This window comes from Kitasatospora sp. NPDC096140 (assembly GCF_040303045.1).
Classification (GTDB): domain Bacteria; phylum Actinomycetota; class Actinomycetes; order Streptomycetales; family Streptomycetaceae; genus Kitasatospora.
The window spans coordinates 69734-89599 of the sequence record NZ_JBEOUW010000032.1; the positions used below are offsets into that span (position 1 = coordinate 69734).

General features: G+C 74.7%; 11 protein-coding genes. 8 read left to right on the plus strand and 3 right to left on the minus strand.

From position 1 onward, the window contains the following. Nucleotides 1–44: 44 nt before the first annotated feature. Entirely contained in the window at nucleotides 45–533 is a 489-nt protein-coding gene (locus ABT048_RS28705) for an Lrp/AsnC family transcriptional regulator (protein WP_350524432.1), read from the minus strand. Nucleotides 534–692: 159 nt separating this feature from the next. Here ABT048_RS28705 and ABT048_RS28710 point away from each other — a divergent pair, with 159 nt between their 5' ends. The 3 genes from ABT048_RS28710 (at nucleotide 693) to ABT048_RS28720 (ending at nucleotide 7406) form a co-directional block, all read left to right on the plus strand. Continuing rightward, a complete protein-coding gene (locus ABT048_RS28710; protein WP_350524433.1) occupies nucleotides 693–2372 on the plus strand; it encodes a PLP-dependent aminotransferase family protein in 1680 nt (559 codons plus the stop codon). Nucleotides 2373–2494: 122 nt separating this feature from the next. Beyond that, nucleotides 2495–4630 (plus strand): SpoIIE family protein phosphatase, encoded by a 2136-nt coding sequence (locus tag ABT048_RS28715; protein WP_350524434.1) that lies wholly within the window; start codon nucleotides 2495–2497, stop codon nucleotides 4628–4630. A gap of 181 nt (nucleotides 4631–4811) precedes the next feature. Beyond that, nucleotides 4812–7406: a SpoIIE family protein phosphatase gene (locus ABT048_RS28720; RefSeq protein ID WP_350524435.1), complete on the plus strand. Its 2595-nt coding sequence runs from the start codon at nucleotides 4812–4814 to the stop codon at nucleotides 7404–7406. Between the two features lie 70 nt (nucleotides 7407–7476). Here the strand turns inward: ABT048_RS28720 and ABT048_RS28725 are convergent, their stop codons facing one another. After that, nucleotides 7477–8793, minus strand: coding sequence for an eCIS core domain-containing protein (locus ABT048_RS28725; protein ID WP_502894089.1), 1317 nt, complete (start codon nucleotides 8791–8793; stop codon nucleotides 7477–7479). A gap of 436 nt (nucleotides 8794–9229) precedes the next feature. Beyond that, nucleotides 9230–10717: a COG1470 family protein gene (locus ABT048_RS28730; RefSeq protein ID WP_350524436.1), complete on the minus strand. Its 1488-nt coding sequence runs from the start codon at nucleotides 10715–10717 to the stop codon at nucleotides 9230–9232. Nucleotides 10718–10992: 275 nt separating this feature from the next. On the opposite strand from ABT048_RS28730, the gene ABT048_RS28735 reads away from it, so the two are divergent. From ABT048_RS28735 to ABT048_RS28755, 5 genes are all read left to right on the plus strand, one after another. Beyond that, nucleotides 10993–11802, plus strand: coding sequence for a helix-turn-helix transcriptional regulator (locus tag ABT048_RS28735; protein ID WP_350524437.1), 810 nt, complete (start codon nucleotides 10993–10995; stop codon nucleotides 11800–11802). Between the two features lie 138 nt (nucleotides 11803–11940). Beyond that, nucleotides 11941–15186 carry a hypothetical protein gene (locus ABT048_RS28740; RefSeq protein WP_350524438.1) on the plus strand — a complete coding sequence of 1082 codons (3246 nt, stop codon included), beginning with the start codon at nucleotides 11941–11943 and terminating at the stop codon, nucleotides 15184–15186. Further along, nucleotides 15183–15914 (plus strand): Pvc16 family protein, encoded by a 732-nt coding sequence (locus tag ABT048_RS28745; RefSeq protein WP_350524439.1) that lies wholly within the window; start codon nucleotides 15183–15185, stop codon nucleotides 15912–15914. Before ABT048_RS28740 ends, ABT048_RS28745 begins: the two co-directional genes overlap by 4 nt. Beyond that, nucleotides 15911–18139, plus strand: coding sequence for an ATP-binding protein (locus ABT048_RS28750; protein WP_350524440.1), 2229 nt, complete (start codon nucleotides 15911–15913; stop codon nucleotides 18137–18139). The genes ABT048_RS28745 and ABT048_RS28750 overlap by 4 nt, the downstream gene beginning before the upstream one ends. Nucleotides 18140–18277: 138 nt before the next feature. After that, a complete protein-coding gene (locus ABT048_RS28755) occupies nucleotides 18278–19822 on the plus strand; it encodes a phage tail sheath family protein (RefSeq protein ID WP_350524441.1) in 1545 nt (514 codons plus the stop codon). Nucleotides 19823–19866: the final 44 nt, after the last annotated feature.

Sequence of the window (19866 nt, forward strand, 5' to 3'; positions counted from 1 at the left end):
GGTCCGGACCCGGCGGAGCACCGCCGCGGACGGCGCCCCCGTGGTCAGGCGCGCTCCAGGTAGCGGCGCCCCGGTATCTGCTCGAAGATCAGGTTGGTGCGGGTCTGGGCCACCGCCGGGTGGGTGGTGAGGTGGTCGACGACGAAGTCGCGCAGGGCCTCGGGGCCGGCGACGCCGACGTGCAGGAGGTAGTCGTCGGAGCCGGCCATGTGGAAGACGGCCAGGACGCCGGGCAGGTCGGGGGCGGTGCCGCGGAAGCTCTCGTTCTGCTCGCGGGTGTGGGCGCGCAGCCGGACCGAGATCATCGCCTGGAGCGGCAGGCCGATGGCCGCCGGGTCGATCTCGGCGCGGTAGCCGCGGATGACGTCGCGCTCCTGGAGGGCGCGGACGCGGGCCAGGCAGGTGGACGGGGCGATGCCCACCTGCTCGGCGAGGGCGTTGTTGGGGAGGCGGGCGTTGTCGGCCAGGGCACGGATGATCGCCCGGTCGGTGTCGTCGATGGGGGTCCGCCCGCGCTGCGGATTGTTCGGCATACCCGCCAGGATTCCAGCCGGTTCCGTCGATGAGCAAACCTGTTCGGGCTTCGACCGAATCTTCTTCGGGAGAGCTTCCGGGATTCGCCGGAAAGTTCCATCCTGGGCGCGAGCGGCGACCGCTCCTCGATCTCCCACCACGCCCGGAGTGCCCCGCCCATGAGCCCGACCGCCACCTTCGCCGCACCCGACACCGACACCGCCGCCGGGACCGCCGCGGCGACCGCCGTCGACCCGGGCCCGGAGCTGGACTGCGGTGACTTCGTGCTCCCCGCGACCGGGCTGGACGACGAGCGGCGGCTGCGTGCCCTGGACACGGTGGACGAGTACCTGACGCGCAAGCGCAAGCACCTGGTCGGCTACCAGGCCACCCAGGACATGCAGGGCACCGCGCTGGACCTGGCCCGGTTCATGCCGAACAACATCAACAACCTGGGAGACCCGTTCCAGAGCGGCGGCTACAAGCCGAACACCAAGGTCATCGAGTGCGCCGTCCTGGACTACTACGCGAAGCTGTGGCACGCGGAGCGCCCGCACGACCCGGCCGACCCCGAGTCGTACTGGGGCTACATGCTGTCCATGGGCTCGACCGAGGGCAACATGTACGCGCTCTGGAACGCCCGCGACTACCTCAGCGGCAAGGCGCTCATCCACCCGCCGACCGCCCCCCGGGACGAGCTGCGCTACGTCCAGGCCGCGCCGGACCGGCACAACCCGAACGCGCACCGTCCGGTCGCGTTCTACTCCGAGGACACCCACTACTCCTTCGCCAAGGCCGTCCGCGTGCTGGCCGTCGAGACCTTCCAGGCCGTCGGCCTGGAGCTGTACCCGGACGAGTGCCCGCTGGTCGACCCGGCCACCGGGCGCCGCGAGTGGCCGGCCGAGGTGCCGTCCCGCCCCGGCCCGTCCGGGTTCGCGTGGGACGGCACCGGTGAGATCGACGTCGACGCGCTCACCCTGCTGGTCGAGTTCTTCGCCGCCAAGGGGCACCCGGTCTTCGTCAACCTCAACCTCGGCAGCACCTTCAAGGGCGCGCACGACGACGTCCGGGCGGTCTGCGAGCGCCTGCTGCCGATCTTCGAGAAGTACGGCCTGGTGCGGCGCGAGGTGGTGTACGGAACGGACGAGCTGACCGGCGAGCCGCTGGTCGACGTGCGCCGCGGCTTCTGGATCCACGTGGACGGCGCGCTCGGCGCGGGCTACGCACCGTTCCTGCGGATGGCCTCCCAGGACCCGGCGTACGGCTGGACGCCGGAGACCGAGCTGCCCGAGTTCGACTTCGGGCTCGCCCTGCCCACCGCCGGACACGGCGAGGTCGACATGGTCTCCTCGATCGCGATGAGCGGCCACAAGTGGGCCGGCGCGCCGTGGCCGTGCGGCATCTACATGACCAAGGTGAAGTACCAGATCTCGCCGCCGTCCCAGCCGGACTACACGGGCGCGCCCGACACCACCTTCGCCGGCTCCCGCAACGGCTTCTCGCCGCTGATCCTCTGGGACCACCTGTCCCGCCACTCCTACCAGGACCAGGTCGACCGGATCCGGACCGCGCAGGAACTCGCCGACTACCTGGAGCGGCGCCTGCAGGCCATGGAGCAGGAGCTCGGCGTCGAGCTCTGGCCGGCCCGCACCCCGGGCGCCGTCACCGTGCGCTTCCGCAAGCCGAGCGCCGAACTGGTCGCGAAGTGGTCGCTGTCCTCGCAGGACGTGCTGCTCGTCCCCGGCGACGAGTCGACCCGGCGCAGCTACGTGCACGTGTTCGTGATGCCCTCGGTCGACCGCGCCAAGCTGGACGCCCTGCTCGCCGAGCTCGCCGAGGACCCGGTCCTCCTGGGCTGACCCGCCCGGAGCCGCCCGCTCCGGTCATCACGCGGCGGGCACGACGGGACGTACGGTGCGGGCCGGGCCACTATGGGAGGGGGCCTACGGGCCCACTGGTCGGCTCGAATGGGGTGCTCGTGATGGGCGTGCCGCGGGATCGGTCGCCGGGGACCGGACACCTGGCCACCGGGGCACCGGCCGGACGCGGTCTGGACGCGGCCGCGGAGGTCCTGCGGTCGGCGCCGGCCCGGCTCGACGCGCACAGCGGCGGGCTCTACCTGCTGTCGGAGGACGGGCAGCTGCTCGAACTCGCCGTGACGCTGGGGTCCGCCCGGCAGTTCACCAGGCCGTGGCAGCGCGTCGGCCTGACCGCGCCCGTACCGGTGGCCGACGCGGCGCGCAGCGGCCGGATCGTCTGGGTGGGCGGCACGGCGCACATGGCGCGCAGGTACCCGAGGGTCGCGGTCGCCATGCCGTACGCGTTCTGCCTCGCGGCCGCTCCGGTCGTCTCGCGCGGGACGGTGTACGGGGTCGTCTTCGTGCTCTGGCCGGCCACGCACCCACCGGAGATGTCGCCCGGTGAACGGAAGCGGTTCGCCGCGTTCGCCGGGCGCCTGGCCGACGTGCTGGCGGACGAGGCCGCCGCCGGCCGCCCGGCCCGGGCCGGGCCGCGCCCCGAACCGGCCGAACGCGGCACCACCGCCCCGCTGACCGCGATGGCGGCGCGGCTCCCGGAGGGCGTGTGCGGCATCGACCTGGACGGCAGGCTGGCCGCGGTCACCCCGACCGCCGCCGAGCTGCTGGGCGAACCGGTCGAGCGGCTGGTGGGCGCGCGGCCGTGGACGGTCCTGCCGTGGCTGCGGGACCCGGTGTACGAGTACCACTACCGGGCCGCGGTGATCAGCGGGCAGGCCACCTCCTTCGTCGCGCTGCGCCCACCGGACCGCTGGCTCTCGTTCGAGCTCTACCCGGACCCGTCCGGACTGACCGCGCGGATCGTCCCCGCCGACGCCGCCGGCCGCTCCCGGCCCGCCGGCACCCCGCCCGAGCGGGCGACGCACACCCGGCCCGGAGCGCTGTACCACCTCCTCCACCTGGCCGGCGCGCTCACCGAGGCCGTCAGCGTGCAGGACGTGGTGACCATGGTCTCCGAGCAGATCGTGCCGGCCTTCGGCGGCCAGGCCGTGGCGGTGCTGCTGGCCGAGGGGGGCCGCCTTCGCATCGTGGGCCACCGCGGCTACCCGCCCGGGCTGGTCGACCGGTTCGACGGCACCCCGCTGACCGAGTCCACCCCCGGTGTCCAGGCGTCCACCAACCCGGTGCCGGCCTACTTCGAGACCCGCGAGGACCTGGAACGGCTCTACCCGGGCCGCGAGGAGACGCAGGACGGGATGGCCGCCTGGGCCTACCTGCCGCTGGTGACCTCGGGCCGGCTGATCGGCACCTGCGTGCTGGCCTTCGCCGAGCCGCACCACTTCGACCTGGAGGAACGCGCCGTCCTCACCTCGCTCGGCGGGCTGATCGCCCAGGCCCTGGACCGCGCCCGGCTGTACGACACCAAGCTCGGCCTCGCCCAGGGCCTCCAGGAGAGCCTGCTGCCCCGCGCGCTGCCGGACGTCCCGGGCCTGGAGGTCAGCGCCCGCTACCTGCCCGCCACCGAGGGCATGGACATCGGCGGCGACTTCTACGACCTCATCCGGGTCGGGCCCGACAGCGTCGCCGTCGTGATCGGCGACGTCCAGGGCCACAACGTCAACGCCGCCGCGCTGATGGGCCAGGTCCGCACCGCCGTCCGCGCCTTCGCCACCGCCGACGCCGATCCGAGCACGGTGCTCTCCCGCACCAACCGGCTGGTGGCCGACCTGGACACCTCGCTGCTGGCCAGCTGCGCCTACCTGCGCGTCGACCTCGCCCGCCGCGAGGCCTGGCTGGCCGACGCCGGCCACCCCGTGCCCCTGCTGTACGGCCCGAACGGGCGGGCGCGCGCACTGGAGCCGCTCGTCGGCATGGTGCTGAACGTCGACCCCGCCGCCGACTACCCGCAGATCCGGATCGGCCTGCCGATCGGCACCACCCTGGCCCTGTACACCGACGGCCTCATCGACACGCCCGGGGCGGACCTCGACCGGGCGCTGGCCGACCTGACCGCCACGCTGGCCCGGCACGGCGGCGAACCGCTCGACCGGCTCGCCGACGCCCTCGTCGACCGGGCCGGTCACGGCGAGTACCGCACGGACGACGTCGCGTTGCTGCTGATCCGGGCCGTGCCCCGCTAGCCGTGTCCGGTTCCGGCCGGGGCGGGACCATGGGTGTATGGCGAAAGACACGGATCCCGACCCCCGGGCTCCGGGCGCCGCGACTGGTCGTCGCGGGCGGCAGCATCCACGCCCGGTCCCGGGGGACCCTTCGGTACGGCGTCTGCGGTCGGTGCTGAGCATCCGCAGTGTCGCCGGTCAGATGTTCCTCCTGCAGGTGACGATCGTGCTGCTGCTCGTGGTGGCGGCGGTCGTGGCGCTCCTGGTGGAGTCCCGCAGCGACCGGTTCGCGGCGGCGCGCGACCGCTCGCTCGCCGCGGCCGAGGCGTTCGCCCACAGCCCCGGCCTGGTGGCGACCATGCAGGGGCCCGACCCCAGTGCGGTGCTGCAGCCGCTCACCGAGGCGGCCCGCAAGGACGCCAACGTCGACTTCATCGTGGTGACCGACCGGAACGGCATCCGCTACACCCACCCCGAGCCGGAGCAGATCGGCAAGAAGTTCGTCGGCACCATCGGGCCCTCGCTGCACGGCCTGGTCACCGTCGAGCAGGTGCACGGCCCGCTCGGCCTGGAGTACCAGGTGGTCGTCCCGGTGGAGGACGGCCACGGCGGGGTCGTGGGCATCGTGTCCGCCGGGATGAAGGTCGCCAACGTGAGCAGCGCGATCGACCGCCAGCTGCCCGTCGTCCTGGGCGCGGGCACCCTCGCGCTGGGCCTGGCCACGGCCGGGACGGCGCTGGTGGGCAGACGTCTCCTGCGGCAGACCCACGGCCTGGGGCCGGAGGAAATGACCAGGATGTACGACCACCACGACGCGGTGCTGCACGCGGTGCGCGAGGGCGTGGCCATCGTCGGCGGCGACGGCCGGGTCCTGCTCGCCAACGACGAGGCGCGCCGGCTGCTGGACCTGCCGGAGGACGCGGAGGGGCGGGCCGTCACCGACCTCGGCCTCGATCCCCGGACGACCGAGCTGCTGCTGTCGGACAGCGCGGTCACCGACGAGGTGCTGCCCGTCGGTGACCGCCTGCTGGCCGTCAACAACCGCCCCACCGACAGCGGGGGAGGCCCGCCCGGCAGCGTCACCACCCTGCGGGACTCCACCGAGCTGCGCGTCCTGGCGGGGAAGGCCGAGGTCGCCCGCGGCCGGCTGAGCCTGCTGTACGACGCGAGCATGGCCATCGGCACCACCCTGGACGTCCGGCGCACCGCCGAGGAGCTCGCCGAACTGGCCTCCCGGGAGTTCTGCGACTACGCCACCGTCGACCTCGCCGAGGAGGTCCTGGTCGGCGAGGAGCCGCGGACCCTGACGGTCGGCACCCCGGTGGAGCTGCAGCGCGTGGCCGTCGCGGGCATCCGCGAGGACTCGCCGCTGTACCGCCCGGGGGAGCTGGTCACCTGGGCCGGGAGCACCCCGCACGCGGCCGGGTTCGTCAGCGGACACTCCGCGCTGGTTCCCGACGTGGAGACCGACGCCGGGTGGCGCCGACAGGACGCCGAGCGCACGCAGGCCGTCCTGGACTTCGGCCTGGTGTCGATGATCGCCGTTCCGCTGACGGCGCGCGGCGTGCTGATGGGCGTCGCCTGCTTCTGGCGCGGCCGGGACCGGGTCCGGTTCGAGGAGGACGAGCTCTCGCTGGCCGAGGAGCTGGCCGCCCGGGCCGCCGTGTCCATCGACAACGCCCGCCGCTTCACCCGCGAGCACACCATGGCCGTCACCCTGCAGCACAGCCTGCTGCCGCGCGCGCTGCCCGAGCAGAGCGCCCTGGACGTCGCCTACCGCTACCTGCCCGCCCAGGCCGGGGTCGGCGGTGACTGGTTCGACGTCATCCCGTTGCCGGGCGCCAGGGTCGCCCTCGTCGTGGGCGACGTGGTCGGCCACGGCATGCACGCGGCCGCCACCATGGGCCGGCTGCGCACCGCCGTCCAGAACTTCTCCACGCTCGACCTCCCGCCGGACGAGCTCCTCGGACACCTGGACGAACTGGTCGCCCACCTGGACCAGGAGGCGGCCGCGGCCGGCGGCGAGCTCGCGATCACCGGCGCCACCTGCCTCTACGCGATCTACGACCCCAGCACCGCGACCTGTGCGCTGGCCCGGGCGGGCCATCCCCCGCCCGCGCTCGTCCACCCGGACGGCACGGTGGAACTGCTCGGCCTCCCCGCCGGTCCGCCGCTCGGCCTGGGCGGAATGCCCTTCGAGGCCGTGGAACTGCGACTGCCGCCGGGCAGCAGCCTGATCCTCTACACCGACGGCCTCGTCGAGGACCGCACCCGCGACATCGGGGCCGGGCTGGACCTCCTCACGGGCGTCCTGAGCGGCTCCGAGCGGTCCCCCGAGGAACTCTGCGACGCCGTGCTCGACGCCCTGCTGCCCGCCCGGCAGAGCGACGACATCGCCCTCCTCGCCGCCCGCACCCGCGTGCTGGAGCCGGACCGGACCGCCGAGTGGGCGGTGGAATCGGCTCCGGAGGCGGTGGCCCGGGTCCGGGCCGAGGCCACCCGGCAGCTCGCCGCGTGGGGTCTGGACGAGGCCGGCTTCGTCACGGAACTGGTGCTCAGCGAGCTGGTGACCAACGCCATCCGCTACGGCACCGAGCCGGTCACGGTCCGGCTGCTGTACGACCGCACGCTGATCTGCGAGGTCTCCGACAGCAGCAGCACCGCTCCGCACCTGCGCTACGCGGTCGAGGACGACGAGGGCGGCCGCGGCCTGTTCCTCGTCGCCCGGCTCACCGAACGCTGGGGCGTCCGCTACACCCCCGCCGGAAAGATCATCTGGGCCGAGCAGTTCCTCTGACCCCGACGCCGGTTCCGGCCCCATCGCCCGCGGCGGGGCCGGAACCGTCCCAGGGCCCGTCGCCGAGCTCCTAGGACCCGTCGCCCAGCGCGGACAGGTCGACGTTCCAGTCGAAGTCCCCGGCCCGGACGGCGTTGATGGGTGCTTCCTTGTCGGGGTTCTCGGGGTCGAACTCCGAGACCAGGGTGTGGGTGACCTCGGGGCTGGTCCAGGCCGGCAGGTTCCTGTTCCAGCGGCCGCCCGTGTTCAGGGCGACCTTCCAGCGGAACGAGACGCTGTAGGCCTTCAGCCAGTACCCGGACGTCATCCTCGCCGTGGTGGAGAAGCCGGGGTTGTCGTTGAACTCGATCTTGTCCTGGTTGTCGGTGATGACCGCGTCGGTGTAGGTGGGCCGGTAGGGGCCGTCCTGGACCCACCCGCGGGCGGAGGGGTGCTCGCCGTACCCGGACTCCGATTCGATGATCTGCACGTTGGAGTCGGAGACCTCCTGCCAGAAGTGGTAGTTGCTGGAGACCCGCTGCGGGGCGCCCGGCGGGTTCTTCAAGCGTGCGACCTGCTGGAACCCGATCTCCTGGGAGGAGTGCAGCTTCTGGGTCGCCGGCCCCTCGTAGTTCGACCTGAACTCCAGGGTGGGCCGGTTGAGGTCGAGGTTCTCCGCGCGGATCTTGGCCCGGGTGCGGCGGCCGCCGCCGGAGGGCTCGGCCTCCCCGACGGCGGTGTCGGTGGTGCCGCTCTTGCGCTTCGGCGGCATCCGCTGCACCGCCTCCCGGGCCTGGGCGGCCGGGCTCGTGCCGGTCACGCTCTCCGCCGCCGGCCCGTCGCTGCGGGCGGGCGGCGCCGACAGGGCGCGGACGGCGTTGGCCTCGGCCTCGCGCTCGTAGCGGTCGGACGGGTCGGAGACCCGCAGGCCGTCGCCGCGGTCGGTGCCGGCGACCGGCCCCCGGCGCTGCTGGATGACGTGGGTGAGTTCGTGCGCCAGGGTGTGGCGGTCGCCGCCGCCCGCGCCGAGGACCACGTGGTTGCCCGAGGTGAAGGCGCGGGCGCCGATCTCGGCCGCGGAGGCGTCGGCCGTGCTGCCCGTGTGCAGCCGTACGTCGGAGAAGTCCGCGCCGAGGCGGGACTCCATGTCGCGGCGGGTGCTCCCGTCCAGCGGGCGTCCGGCGGTCCGCAGCACCTGGTGCACCAGGGAGCGCTGGAGCGGCAGTTCGTCCTGGTCGGCGTTGCCGCCGGTGGCGCGCCGCTGCTGGACCAGGCGGGTCACCGCGGCGTTCCCGATGGTCCGTTGCAGGGCGAGGGCCGCGCCGGCCCCGGCGCCGGACCGGACGGCGCGGGTGGCGGCGGGGGAGGGGGCCCGGGTGGCCCGTCGGTCGGGTTCGTGAGCGCGCACGGCGATCGGGTTCCTTCCTCCTGGCGGCGGTTACGGCGGTTACGGCGGTTGCCGGTCGGCCCGGGTGCGGCCGCCGGTGACGCCCGGTGCGGGAAGGGCACCACGCCACGGTCGGCCCGACGGGCCGTCAGCGTTGCACGGGGGCAGACTTCGCCGTCCGCGGGGGACGGACCGGTTGCCCTCGGGGGCAGGCGCGGTTGCCCTACCGGGACAGGCGGGCAGAGCTGGTGCGGCCCGAGCGGGTCGTCGGCGGGTGCCCGGACCAGCGACGGAACCCGCTGGGTGTTGACATGGTCACGGGATGTGGGAGGAGATACGGGAGGGGGAGAGATCGGGGACGAACGGGCCGTGAGGGATTCGTCGACATCGTTGGGTCGTCCGGCGCGCCCTTCCCGGGCCGGACGCCCGGGAAGGGAAGGTAGTCCTGCACACCGAATCAGTTCCCCTGCCTGATGTCGCTCAGCGTGCCGCTGAGGTTGAGGAGTTCGTGGCAGGTGGACGCCTGCTTGCCCGAGGCCGGAGTGCCCGGGGACTCGCAGGTCACGTTCGCCGTCACGGTCTGGTCCTCGGGGACCTGGATGGGAGTCACCCAGTGGTAGTCCTGGTTGCGGAAGGTCTCCAACGCGATGGTGGTGATCGTCTGATTGCCCGCCGTGATGGTCAATAGACCTTGGTCACCCTGGAAGTTGGCGGCCACGATGTCCGTGATGTCGAAGACCTTGCCGTGCGGCACCTGGTAAGTGCCCACGGCGTTCGCGGCGTTCGCGGTCTGCACGTCGATCGTGGCGGAGCTCTGCAGTCCCGTCCCCGGCACCGCCAGGCCCGGACCGCCGCGGGAGCCGGGGGCCGGCTGCCCGCCGCCCGGCTTGGCCTGGCCGCCCGGACTGCCGGCGGAGGGGTTCCCGGCGGAGGGGGCCGTCGGTGCGCCGCCGCCCGGGCCACCGGCGGACGGCGCCGGGGCGGGGGCGGCGCTCTGCTGGGCGACGGCCTTCTCGGCGGCCTGCTTGGCGGAGCTGCGCACCGCCGGGCGGACCAGGGCGAACCAGGCCAGCAGCAGCGCGATCAGCGCTGCCAGGAGAGCGAGCAGCCACTTGGGGAGGATCGGCAGTTGAATGAACTCGCCGTCCAACAACGGCTTCTGAGTGACAGTCGGATGATCCGGAGGGGCGACGGCCCCGGCCGGGCCGTTCCCGGCGGCGTCCCTGCCGCTCGTGGCGTTGCCGTCCGCACCCTGGCCGTTCGCCGCCCTGCCGTCCGTGCCCCGGCCGCCGGTGCCCTGGCCGCCGGTGCCCGCGCCGTCCGGGCCCTTGCCGGCCGCGGGCTCCTCCGGGCCGACCGTGACCTCGAAGGGCCAGGACGTCGGCTTGCCGAACCAGATCAGCTTGCGGGCGCGCGCCTGCAGGCGCAGCTCGCCGGACTCACCGGGCTGCAGGCTGAGCCGTTCCGGGGTGACCCGGAACCTCAGGTCCTCGCCGTCCTGCCCGGGGGTCAGCGCCACGGTGTCGGGGGTGTTCCCCAGGTTGCGCACCGAGGTCCGGTAGCGTCCGCGCAGCCAGCCGCGACGGCGGCGTGGTGCGAGGGCGGCCTGCAGCTCGTGGAACGGGGTCACGGTGACGGTGGCCTCCGGGACCGTCACCAGCTCGGGGCGTTCGGCCGGCAGTACCCGGATGCCGAGCGGGAAGTCGCCGGCCCGCGCTGCGGGCGAACGCGGCGGGGCCAGGCGCACCGTCACCGTCTCGGACGTCCCCGGGAACAGCGAGACCCGGGCCGGCTCCACGGTCGTCCACGCGGCACAGTCGCCGACCACCTCCAGCGTGTACGCCTCAACGATGTCGAGATCGTTGCGTACCGTCAGGGTCGTGGTGGCCACGCCACCGGGCACCACCGTCAGTGCGGGCAGGCCGAGTTCGGCGGATGTGGTCATAGCGTGACGGTAGGGCCGCGTCACGCTCCGAGGAGAGGTCCGTGCGGGCAAGCTGTGGGCACACCCCTTGCCCGCACGGACCGACCGTCCTTGCCCGGCACCGTCCGGACGCACCCGTCGACCCGGCCGGCCCGGGCGGAGTACGGACCGCGAAGACCCGCGGTCGGCTCCGCCCCGCGGCAGCCGGCCGCCCGCCCCTCCGGACCGACGACGGCCCCGCCCCGCCGCGAGCGGCCGTCACCAGCGCAGTCACCCTTGAGATTTGGAGCAGTTCGATGACGTCGACCGACACCGCCCGTCCATGCCGTGAGGAAACCGTTGCCGCCCGCCGGACCGTGCCGCCGCAGCCCTCCGCCGCCGGCCGGTCCACCGGTGGCCTGCGTTCGACCGGCGGCCCCCGGCCCTTCGGCACCGCCCGTACCTCCGGGGCCGGCGGGGCCGCCTCCCACCCCCGCGGCAAGCCGGCCCAGGTGCGCGTCGCGGTGTACGCCGAGGACCTCATCCTGCAGACCGGCGTGGTCCAACAGCTGCGCCAGCGGCCCGAGGTGGAGCTGCTGAGCGAGAGCGAGGCGGCGCAGGCCGAGGTCTCCCTGCTGGTCGTCGACGCCATGACCGAGACGGTGGCCGAGCACCTGCGTCGGCTGCGGCTCGCCACCTCGGGCGCGATAGGCCTGGTGGTGGGGCAGTTCGAGGCCGGCGGGCTGCAGACGATCGTCGAGTGCGGGGTCGCCGCCGTGCTGCGCCGCTCGGAGGCGGACCAGGACCGGCTGGTGCACCTCATCACCGCCCTGGCCAACGGCGAGGGGGTGATGCCCGGGGACCTGCTCGGCGAACTGCTCGACCGGATCGGGATGCTCCAACGGACCATGCTCGACGGCCGGGGCCTGACCCTGTCGACCCTGACCGCCCGGGAGGCGGAGATGCTCCGGCTGGTCGCCGAGGGCTTCGACACGAGTGAGATCGCCGCCAAGACCTCCTACTCCGAACGCACCGTCAAGAACGTTCTGCACGAGATCATCACGCGGCTGGGACTGCGCAACCGGGCGCACGCGGTGGGGTACGCCATGCGGCGCGGCCTGATCTGAGGGGCCGAGAGCCGTGGCGGCCTGCCCTTCGGGGACACCGGTCGTTACCCCCGGCTCGGGTGTCCGGGCTCTGTTCCCGGGTGCCCGGGCCGGGGAGACTGACGGCCAGACCGCCCCTGCCATCCTGAGAGGTCGAGCGTGATCGGCGCCACCGGCACTCCCCGCTCCATCCGGCGGCCGGCCCGGGCCGCCGTCGCGCTCCTGCTAGCCCTGGCGGCGGCCGTGCTGACCCTGGGCTCCGCCCCCGAAGGGCGGAACGTCCCCGCGGCCCCGGCCGCAGCGGTCGATCCGGCCGCCGGACGGATCGTCTACGCCGGCACCAACCACCGCGGCCTCGGCCGGGTGACCGGTGCCGACGCCAGCACCCCGCTGTTCGGGCCCGGCCCGATCCACTTCGACCGGGACCCCTCGGCCCGCGGCGACGAGCTGGTCTTCACCAGCCTGCGGGACGGCCAACTGCCCCAGGTCTACCTGCGCGACGCGGCCGGCGCGGTGCACAAGCTCACCACCGGCATGGACACCTCCCAGCCCGCGCTCGCCCCGGACGGCAAGGCCGTCGTCTTCGTCTCCCTGGAGCCCACCGCGACACCCGGCAGGTCCCAGAGCGTCCTGTGGGTGGTCAACCGGGACGGCAGCGGGCTGCGCCGGCTGACCGACGGCGCGGCCGACGAGACGCACCCGACCGTCTCGCCCGACGGCAAGTGGGTCGCGTACTCCTGCACCGGCGACCCGGCGCACCGCCAGATCTACCTGCGGCCGTTCGCCGGCGGTGCGCCCGTCAAGATCACCGACGTGACCGACGGCGACGCCGTCGACCCGACCTGGAACCCGCTGAACGACGACGAGCACCGCAACCAGATCGTCTACACCTGGGACCAGGGCGCCCAGGGCCGGACCCTCAGGCTCACCTCGCCCACCGGCGGGGACAAGGCGTTCTTCCTCCGCACCGGCTCCACCTGGAAGACCGGCTCCGCCGCCTGGCTGGCCGACGGCACCGGGGTGCTCTTCCTCAGCGCCGACCGCCTCCCCCAGAACCCCCCGGCCGACCCGCCGCCGCCGCCCGTGGTCAACCTGTACCGCGCACCCACGTGCTCCTGCGACGACCCCAAGCCGCTCTACAGCACCGACCGGCTGATCGCCGCGCCGACCTGGCTCGGCAACCAGAAGGACGGCGGGCCGGTGGTGGAGCAGACCAGCGCCTCCGCCGCCAACGTCGCCGACCTGCAGGACGTCCGCCCCGACGGGGCCGACCCGCGCGACCTGGGCATCAGCGTGCTCAGGGAGGACCCGGCCGCCGACACCAACACCGACCCCGCCCCGGGCGCCGACCCGCTCTTCCACCCCCGCCCCAGCTACGACCCGTGGTTCGAGCGGCAGGCCTACACGCCCGACGGCCGGCAGATCGTGGTCACCCGCTACGAGGACTCGCCGGCCGGGCGGATCCAGCGGATCTGGCTGGCCGACGCCGACGGCGCGAACCCGCACCCGATGAACCTGGCCGGACGCCGCCCGCTGGACCGGGACACCGACCCGTCCGTCTCACCGGACGGCCGGCTGATCGTGTTCAGCCGCAGCTCCCCGGGCGGCGGCCAGGAACCGGCCCGCCCGGGCCGGATCCTGATCGCCCAGGTGTCCACCGGGGCGATCGTCGGCACCGTCGAGCCGCCGGCCGGCGAGCCGGGCGCCTCGGACGGCCAGCCCTTCTGGTCCCCCGACGGCAAGCTGATCGTCTTCTCCCGGAGCGAGGTGATCAACGGCAACCCGGGCAACCTGCACCTGTGGACCGTGCCCGCCGACGACCTCGCCCGGCAGTCCGACCTGAGCCGGACGGCCTGCCCGGGCAGCTGCAACGTCATCGACGACAGCCCCGCGTTCTCGCCCGACGGCCGGCGCATCGCCTTCAACCGCAAGGCCGGCGACGGCGGGAACAACCATCGGGACGGCGTGCTGGTCGTCTCGCCCACCGGCGGCGACTGCACCGTGCTCCTGCCCGCCGCGCTGCGCGGGCAGAAGGACGCCTGCACCCGGCCGCTGCCGGAGACCTCCGACGCCGGCCCCTTCCAGCCCCGCGACGTCGCCTGGACGGCGAACGGCGCGCAGCTGGTGCTCACCTCCCGCCGCGCCCTGCCGCCCAACTCGCCGGAGGGGCTGGCCGTCTACGACCTCGCGGCCGGCACGCTCACCCCGCTCGACCGGCGGCTGCCGGGACGCCAGAAGGAACCGGCCGTCCAGCAGTCCGTCGACCTGGCACTGAGCGCACCCGAGCGGACCCCCGCCGTCCCCGTCGACGGCGGCACCGACGTGACGATCACCGTCACCAACAAGGGCCCGGCGCCCTCACCCGGCACCGTCCTCACGGCCTCGGTGCCCACCGGCGCCCGGCTCGGCACGCTGACCACCCCGGTCGGGCAGTGCGACGCGGGCGCTCTGCGCTGCGACCTCGGCACCCTGGCACCGGGCGCGGTGGTCCGGGTCACCGCCCGGCTGATCGGCACCCGCACCGGCACGCAGGAGTTCGGCTGGACCGTCACCGGGACGGTGGCCGACCCGAACCCCGGGGACGACTCCGCCCGGACCTTCCTGCCGGTGCTCGACCCGCCGACCCCCTCGCCCACGCCGTCGCCGTCCGCCTCACCGACCCCGACCCCGACCCCGACGCCCACCCCGGCCCCGACACCGTCCACCACACCTGCGCCCGCACCGCCGCCGCCACCACCTGCGCCCGCCCCGGCACCGCCGCAGGCCGGCCCCGGCGTATCGGTCGACGCCCAGCCGAACCCCGGCTACGTCGGCGGCCACGTGACCGTCAGCTACACCGTGCGCAACACCGGCCAGGCCCTCGCGACGGGGCTGCGCCTGACCCTCGGCCTGCCCGCCGCAGTGCCCACCGAGGCACTGCCGCCCGGCTGCCGTGCCGGAGGCTGCGCCCTGGCCGACCTGGCGCCCGGCGGCAGCCAGGTGGTCCGGGTGGTGCTGTCACCCGAGGCGCCGCTGCAGACCACCATCACCGCGGAGCTGACCACCACCGGCACCGACGCCACCCCCGGACCGCACCGGGCGAGCACCCCGCTGCGCATCCTGCAGCCCCGCATCGTCGCGGTGCCGCCGATCGGCAAGCCCGGCTTCGTCACCTCCGTGCGCGGCGTGGACTTCCCGCCCGGCGTGCCGGTGCGGTTCACCTGGCAGCCCGGCATCACCGCCGCCGCCGCGCCCACCTACCCGCGGGCCGACGGGACCTTCGCCGGCCAGCTGCTCATCCTCCCCAAGGACGAGACCGGCCCGCGGACCATCACCGCCGACGGCCCCGGATTCTCGCCGGTCACCACGCCCTTCCTCGTGGTGGAGGGCAATATCGGCCCGCCGGGGGAGGTGGAGCGACGGTGATCCACGAGGTCGACGAGGCGCTGCGGCTGCTGCTCGCCGAGGCCGGGCTGCCCGAACGCGGGGTCGAGGTGGTCTTCGACGCGCCCACCCGGGACTTCGCCGCCCGGCGCACCGCGCCGACGGTCAGCGTCTTCCTCTACGGGATCCGCGAGGAGACCGACCGGCGGCAGGCCGGCGCCGTCGCGGAGTACGACGAGGACGGCCTGGTCGTCGGCCACCGGGCCGCGCCCCGGTGGTTCGAGCTGGCCTACCTGGTCACCGTCTGGACCAACCGGCCGCAGGACGAGCACCGCCTGCTGGCCGAGGTGCTGCAGTGCCTGACTGCCGTGGACGCGCTGCCCGCCCGGACGCTCACCGGCGCGCTCGCCCGGCTCGGACTCACCGTCGGGCTCGACATCGCCGGGCGCGACACCGGCCTGCCGTCGGTCTCGGACGTCTGGTCCGCGCTCGGCGGGGAGCTGCGGCCGTCGATCGACCTCAGGGCGCTCGCCCCGCTGCCCGGCGGGTACAGCCCCGCGGGGCCGCCGGTCACCGAGGGCCTGGTGGTGCACGTCGAGGACACCGGCCGGGAGGCCGGGGCCGGCCCCCGGGAGGGCACCGCACCCGCGGACGGACCCGGCCGCCGACTGCGCTACCACGGCGGTACGGACCCCGGACCGGACGGCTTCGCCGCGCCCCGGGACCGCGAGCTGCCGCCTGGCCGCCGGGCACGGGGCAGGGCGCGATGAGCCTCGACCTCGGACCGGCCGCGCCGGCCGCGCCGGCGGCGGTGGCCACGGCGGTTCCGGAAGGCCAGGACGTCCCGGACAGCCCGGATGTGTCGGCCGGCCCGGACAGCCCGGACGTGTCGGCCGGCCCCGATCAGCTCTGGGCACGGCTGCACCGGATCGAGCAACGGATCCGGACCGCGGTGCGCGAGCGCCGGGCCGACGACCCGGACCCGGACGACCCGTACCGCGGCCAGTACCTCAGCCCGGAGGCGGTGGAGCGGATCCTCGCGGCCTCCGGCGCGGTCCTCCGCGGCGGCGACGCCCCCGGCGACCGGCCGGCGCCGCCGCCCGGCTCGCGGCTCGCCCGGCTCTGCGCGGCCTTCGGCCTGCTCCCGGTGGACCTCGAACTCCTGCTGGTGGCCCTCGCCCCCGACCTCGACACCCGCTTCGAACAGTTCTACGGCTACCTCAACGACGACCTGACCAGGCGTCGGCCGACCGTCGGGCTGGCGCTCGAACTCTGCGGGCTGTCCGGAGCCGGCGCCGGCCGCTTCCGGTTCGCCGCCCGGGCCCCGCTGATCGCCGGCGGCCTGCTGGAGGTCGCCGAGCCCGAGCGCCCGCTGCTCTCCCGCACCCTGCGGGTGCCGGACCGGGTGACGGCCCATCTGCTCGGCGACGACGAGCCGGACGGCGCGCTCACCGGGCTGGCCCGACGAGCCGCCCCCGGGGCGGTCGCCCGCGGCGGAGCCTTCGCGGAGCTCGTCGACCGGGTGCGCGCGGCCGCGGCGGACGGCGGACCGGTGCACCTGCTGGACCGGGACGGGCACGCCGGACCGCCGGCGGCGGCCGCCCTCGCGGCCGGCGGCCGGCCGGCCCTGGTCGTCGACGCGGCCGCGCTGGCCGCCCACCCGTCGGCGGGCGTCGTCCGGGTGCTCGCCCGCGAGGCCCGGCTGAGCGGGGGCGGTGTGGTGCTCGGGCCGCTGGACCGGCTGGAACCCGAACGGCCCGAGCGGGCAGCCCTGTTGCGCGAACTGTGCGCGGCCCTGGCCGGTGTGCCGCTGATCGTGCACGGCCCGCAGGTGTGGGACCCGGCGTGGTCGCGGGAGAGCCCGGTGGTGGTCACCGTCCCGCCGCCGGACGCGCAGGCCCGGGCCGAGCGCTGGGCCCGCGCGCTCGCCGGGACCGGGACGCCTCCGGGCGGGGAACCGACCGAGGAACCGACCGAGGAACCGGCCGGGGAGCTGACGGAGGAACTGGCCGAGGCGGTGGCCGCCTACCGGGTGGACCAGGACAAGCTGGAACGGGCCGCCGCCGTGGCCGCCAGGACGGCGGCCGCCGAGCGGCGCCCGGTGCGCGCCGAGGACGTACGGGCCGCCGTGCGCGCGCAGAACGCCGCGGGCCTGGCCCGGCTCGCCCGACGGATCGAACCCGCCGTCGGCTGGGACGACCTGGTGCTACCCGGGCCCACCGCGGGCCGGCTGCGCGAGCTGGTGCTGCGCGCCCGGCACCGCGACCAGGTGCTCGGGCAGTGGCGGATGCGCCCGGGCGGCGGTCGCGGGAACGGCGTGATCGCCCTGTTCGCGGGGGAGTCGGGCACCGGCAAGACGATGTCGGCCGAGGTGGTCGCCGCCGAGCTCGGCATGGAGTTGTACGTCGTGGACCTCTCCACCGTGGTGGACAAGTACATCGGCGAGACCGAGAAGAACCTGGAGCGGATCTTCACCGAGGCCGCGCAGGTGAACGGCGTCCTGCTGTTCGACGAGGCGGACGCGCTGTTCGGGAAGCGCTCCCAGGTCAAGGACGCCCACGACCGCCACGCCAACGTGGAGACGGCCTACCTGCTGCAGCGGATGGAGTCCTTCGAGGGCATCGCGGTGCTGACGTCCAACCTGCGCGCCAACCTCGACGAGGCGTTCACCCGCCGGCTCGACGTCATCGCGGAGTTCCCGCTGCCCGACGAGGCACAGCGGCGGGTGCTCTGGGACCGCTGCCTGGGTCCGCGGCTGCCCCGCGGGGACGACCTCGACCTGGACTTCTGCGCCCGGCACTTCGAACTCACCGGCGGCTCCATCCGGGCCTGCGCGGTCTCCGCGGCCTACCTGGCCGCCGGCACGGGCACCCCGCTGGGCATGGCGCAGCTGGTCGCCGCGGTGGTCGGCGAGTACCGCAAGCTCGGCCGGCTGGTGCTGGAGAGCGAGTTCGGGCCGTGGCTGGGCGTCCTCGGGGAGCCCGGGCGGGGCTGACCCTACCGGCGGGTACCGAGGAGGTGCCCGCCGGGGGCAGTCGTTCTTGCCCTCGCTCCGGGACCTGCGGACATGTCCCCGGACGGTGCCCGGGCAGCAGACTCGGGGACGACTGACCGGCCACCCGAAGGAGCAGGAATGCCGTCGTACCTCACCCCGGGCGTGTACGTGGAGGAGGTCCAGTCCGGTGCCCGGCCGATCGAGGGCGTCGGCACGGCCGTCGCCGCCTTCGTCGGCTTCGCCGAGACCGGCCCCTTCCACGAGCCCACGCTGGTGACCAACTGGGACCAGTACGTCCAACGGTTCGGCGGGTTCACCGAGGGCACCTACCTCGCCCACGCGGTGTACGGCTTCTTCGCCAACGGCGGCGGCTCCGCCTACGTCGTGCGGGTCGGCGACCCGGCCCGGCAGGCGCCCGGCGCCGCCGCCCCCGCCGTGAGCGCGCCCGCGCCCGTCGCGATCTCGGGCTTCCTCTTCTCGGCGCTGCCCGGCGCCAGCGGCGAGGTGTCCGTCGAGGTCGCCGACGTGGAGGGCGAGAACGTCCCCGAGGACCGCTTCCGCCTCCTGGTCCGCCGGGGCGCCGAAGTCGTCGAGACCTACGACGTCTCGACCCGCAAGAGCACCAAGGGCTACGTCGTCACCCAGCTGCGGGAGTCCAAGCTGGTCGCCGTCGCCGAGCAGCCCGGCACCGCGCCGAGCCGCCCCGAGCGCCGGACCCACGCCCTCGCCGCCGCCGCCGCGCCCGCCACCGGGCCGGTCGCGGCCGCCGCCCGCCTCGACCCGGCCGAGTACGTCGGCGACGCCGCCGCCCGGACCGGCTTCTCGGGCCTGGAGGCGATCGACGAGATCACCATGGTCGCGGTGCCCGACCTGATGAGCGCCTACCAGCGCGGCGACATCGACGCCGAGGGCCTGCGCACCGTCCAGCTGGCCGTGATGTCGCACTGCGAGCAGATGGGCGACCGGATCGCCGTCCTGGACCCGCCGCCCGGCCTCAACGCCCAGCAGATGCGCACCTGGCGCAACGACGAGGCGGGCTTCGACTCCCGCTACGCCGCCCTGTACTACCCGTGGATCAAGGTCTTCGACCCGGCGAGCGGCCGCAACGTGATGGTCCCGCCGAGCGGGCACGCCGCCGGGGTGTGGGCGCGCAGCGACGCCGAGCGCGGCGTGCACAAGGCGCCGGCCAACGAGGTCATCCGCGGGGCGGTGGACCTGGAGATCCGCCTCAGCAAGGGCGAACAGGACCTGCTGAACCCGATCGGCGTCAACTGCGTGCGGGCCTTCCCCGGACGCGGCATCCGGATCTGGGGCGCGCGCACCCTCTCCTCCGACCCGGCCTGGCGCTACCTCAACGTGCGCCGGCTCTTCAACTACCTGGAGGAGTCCATCCTCCTGGGGACCCAGTGGGTCGTCTTCGAGCCCAACGACGACCGGCTGTGGTCCAGCATCCGCCGGAACATCACCGCGTTCCTCACCGAGGAGTGGCGGCGCGGGGCGCTGTTCGGCCAGACCGCGGCCGAGGCCTTCTACGTCAAGTGCGACCGCGACAACAACCCGCCGGAGTCCATCGACCTCGGCCAGGTGATCTGCGAGATCGGGGTCTCTCCGGTGAAGCCGGCGGAGTTCGTGGTGTTCCGGCTGTCCCAGTTCTCCGACAGCACGAGCCTCGTCAACGAGTGACCGGCACCCGCACCCGGTACCCGGTCGGACCCCATCGGAAGGTG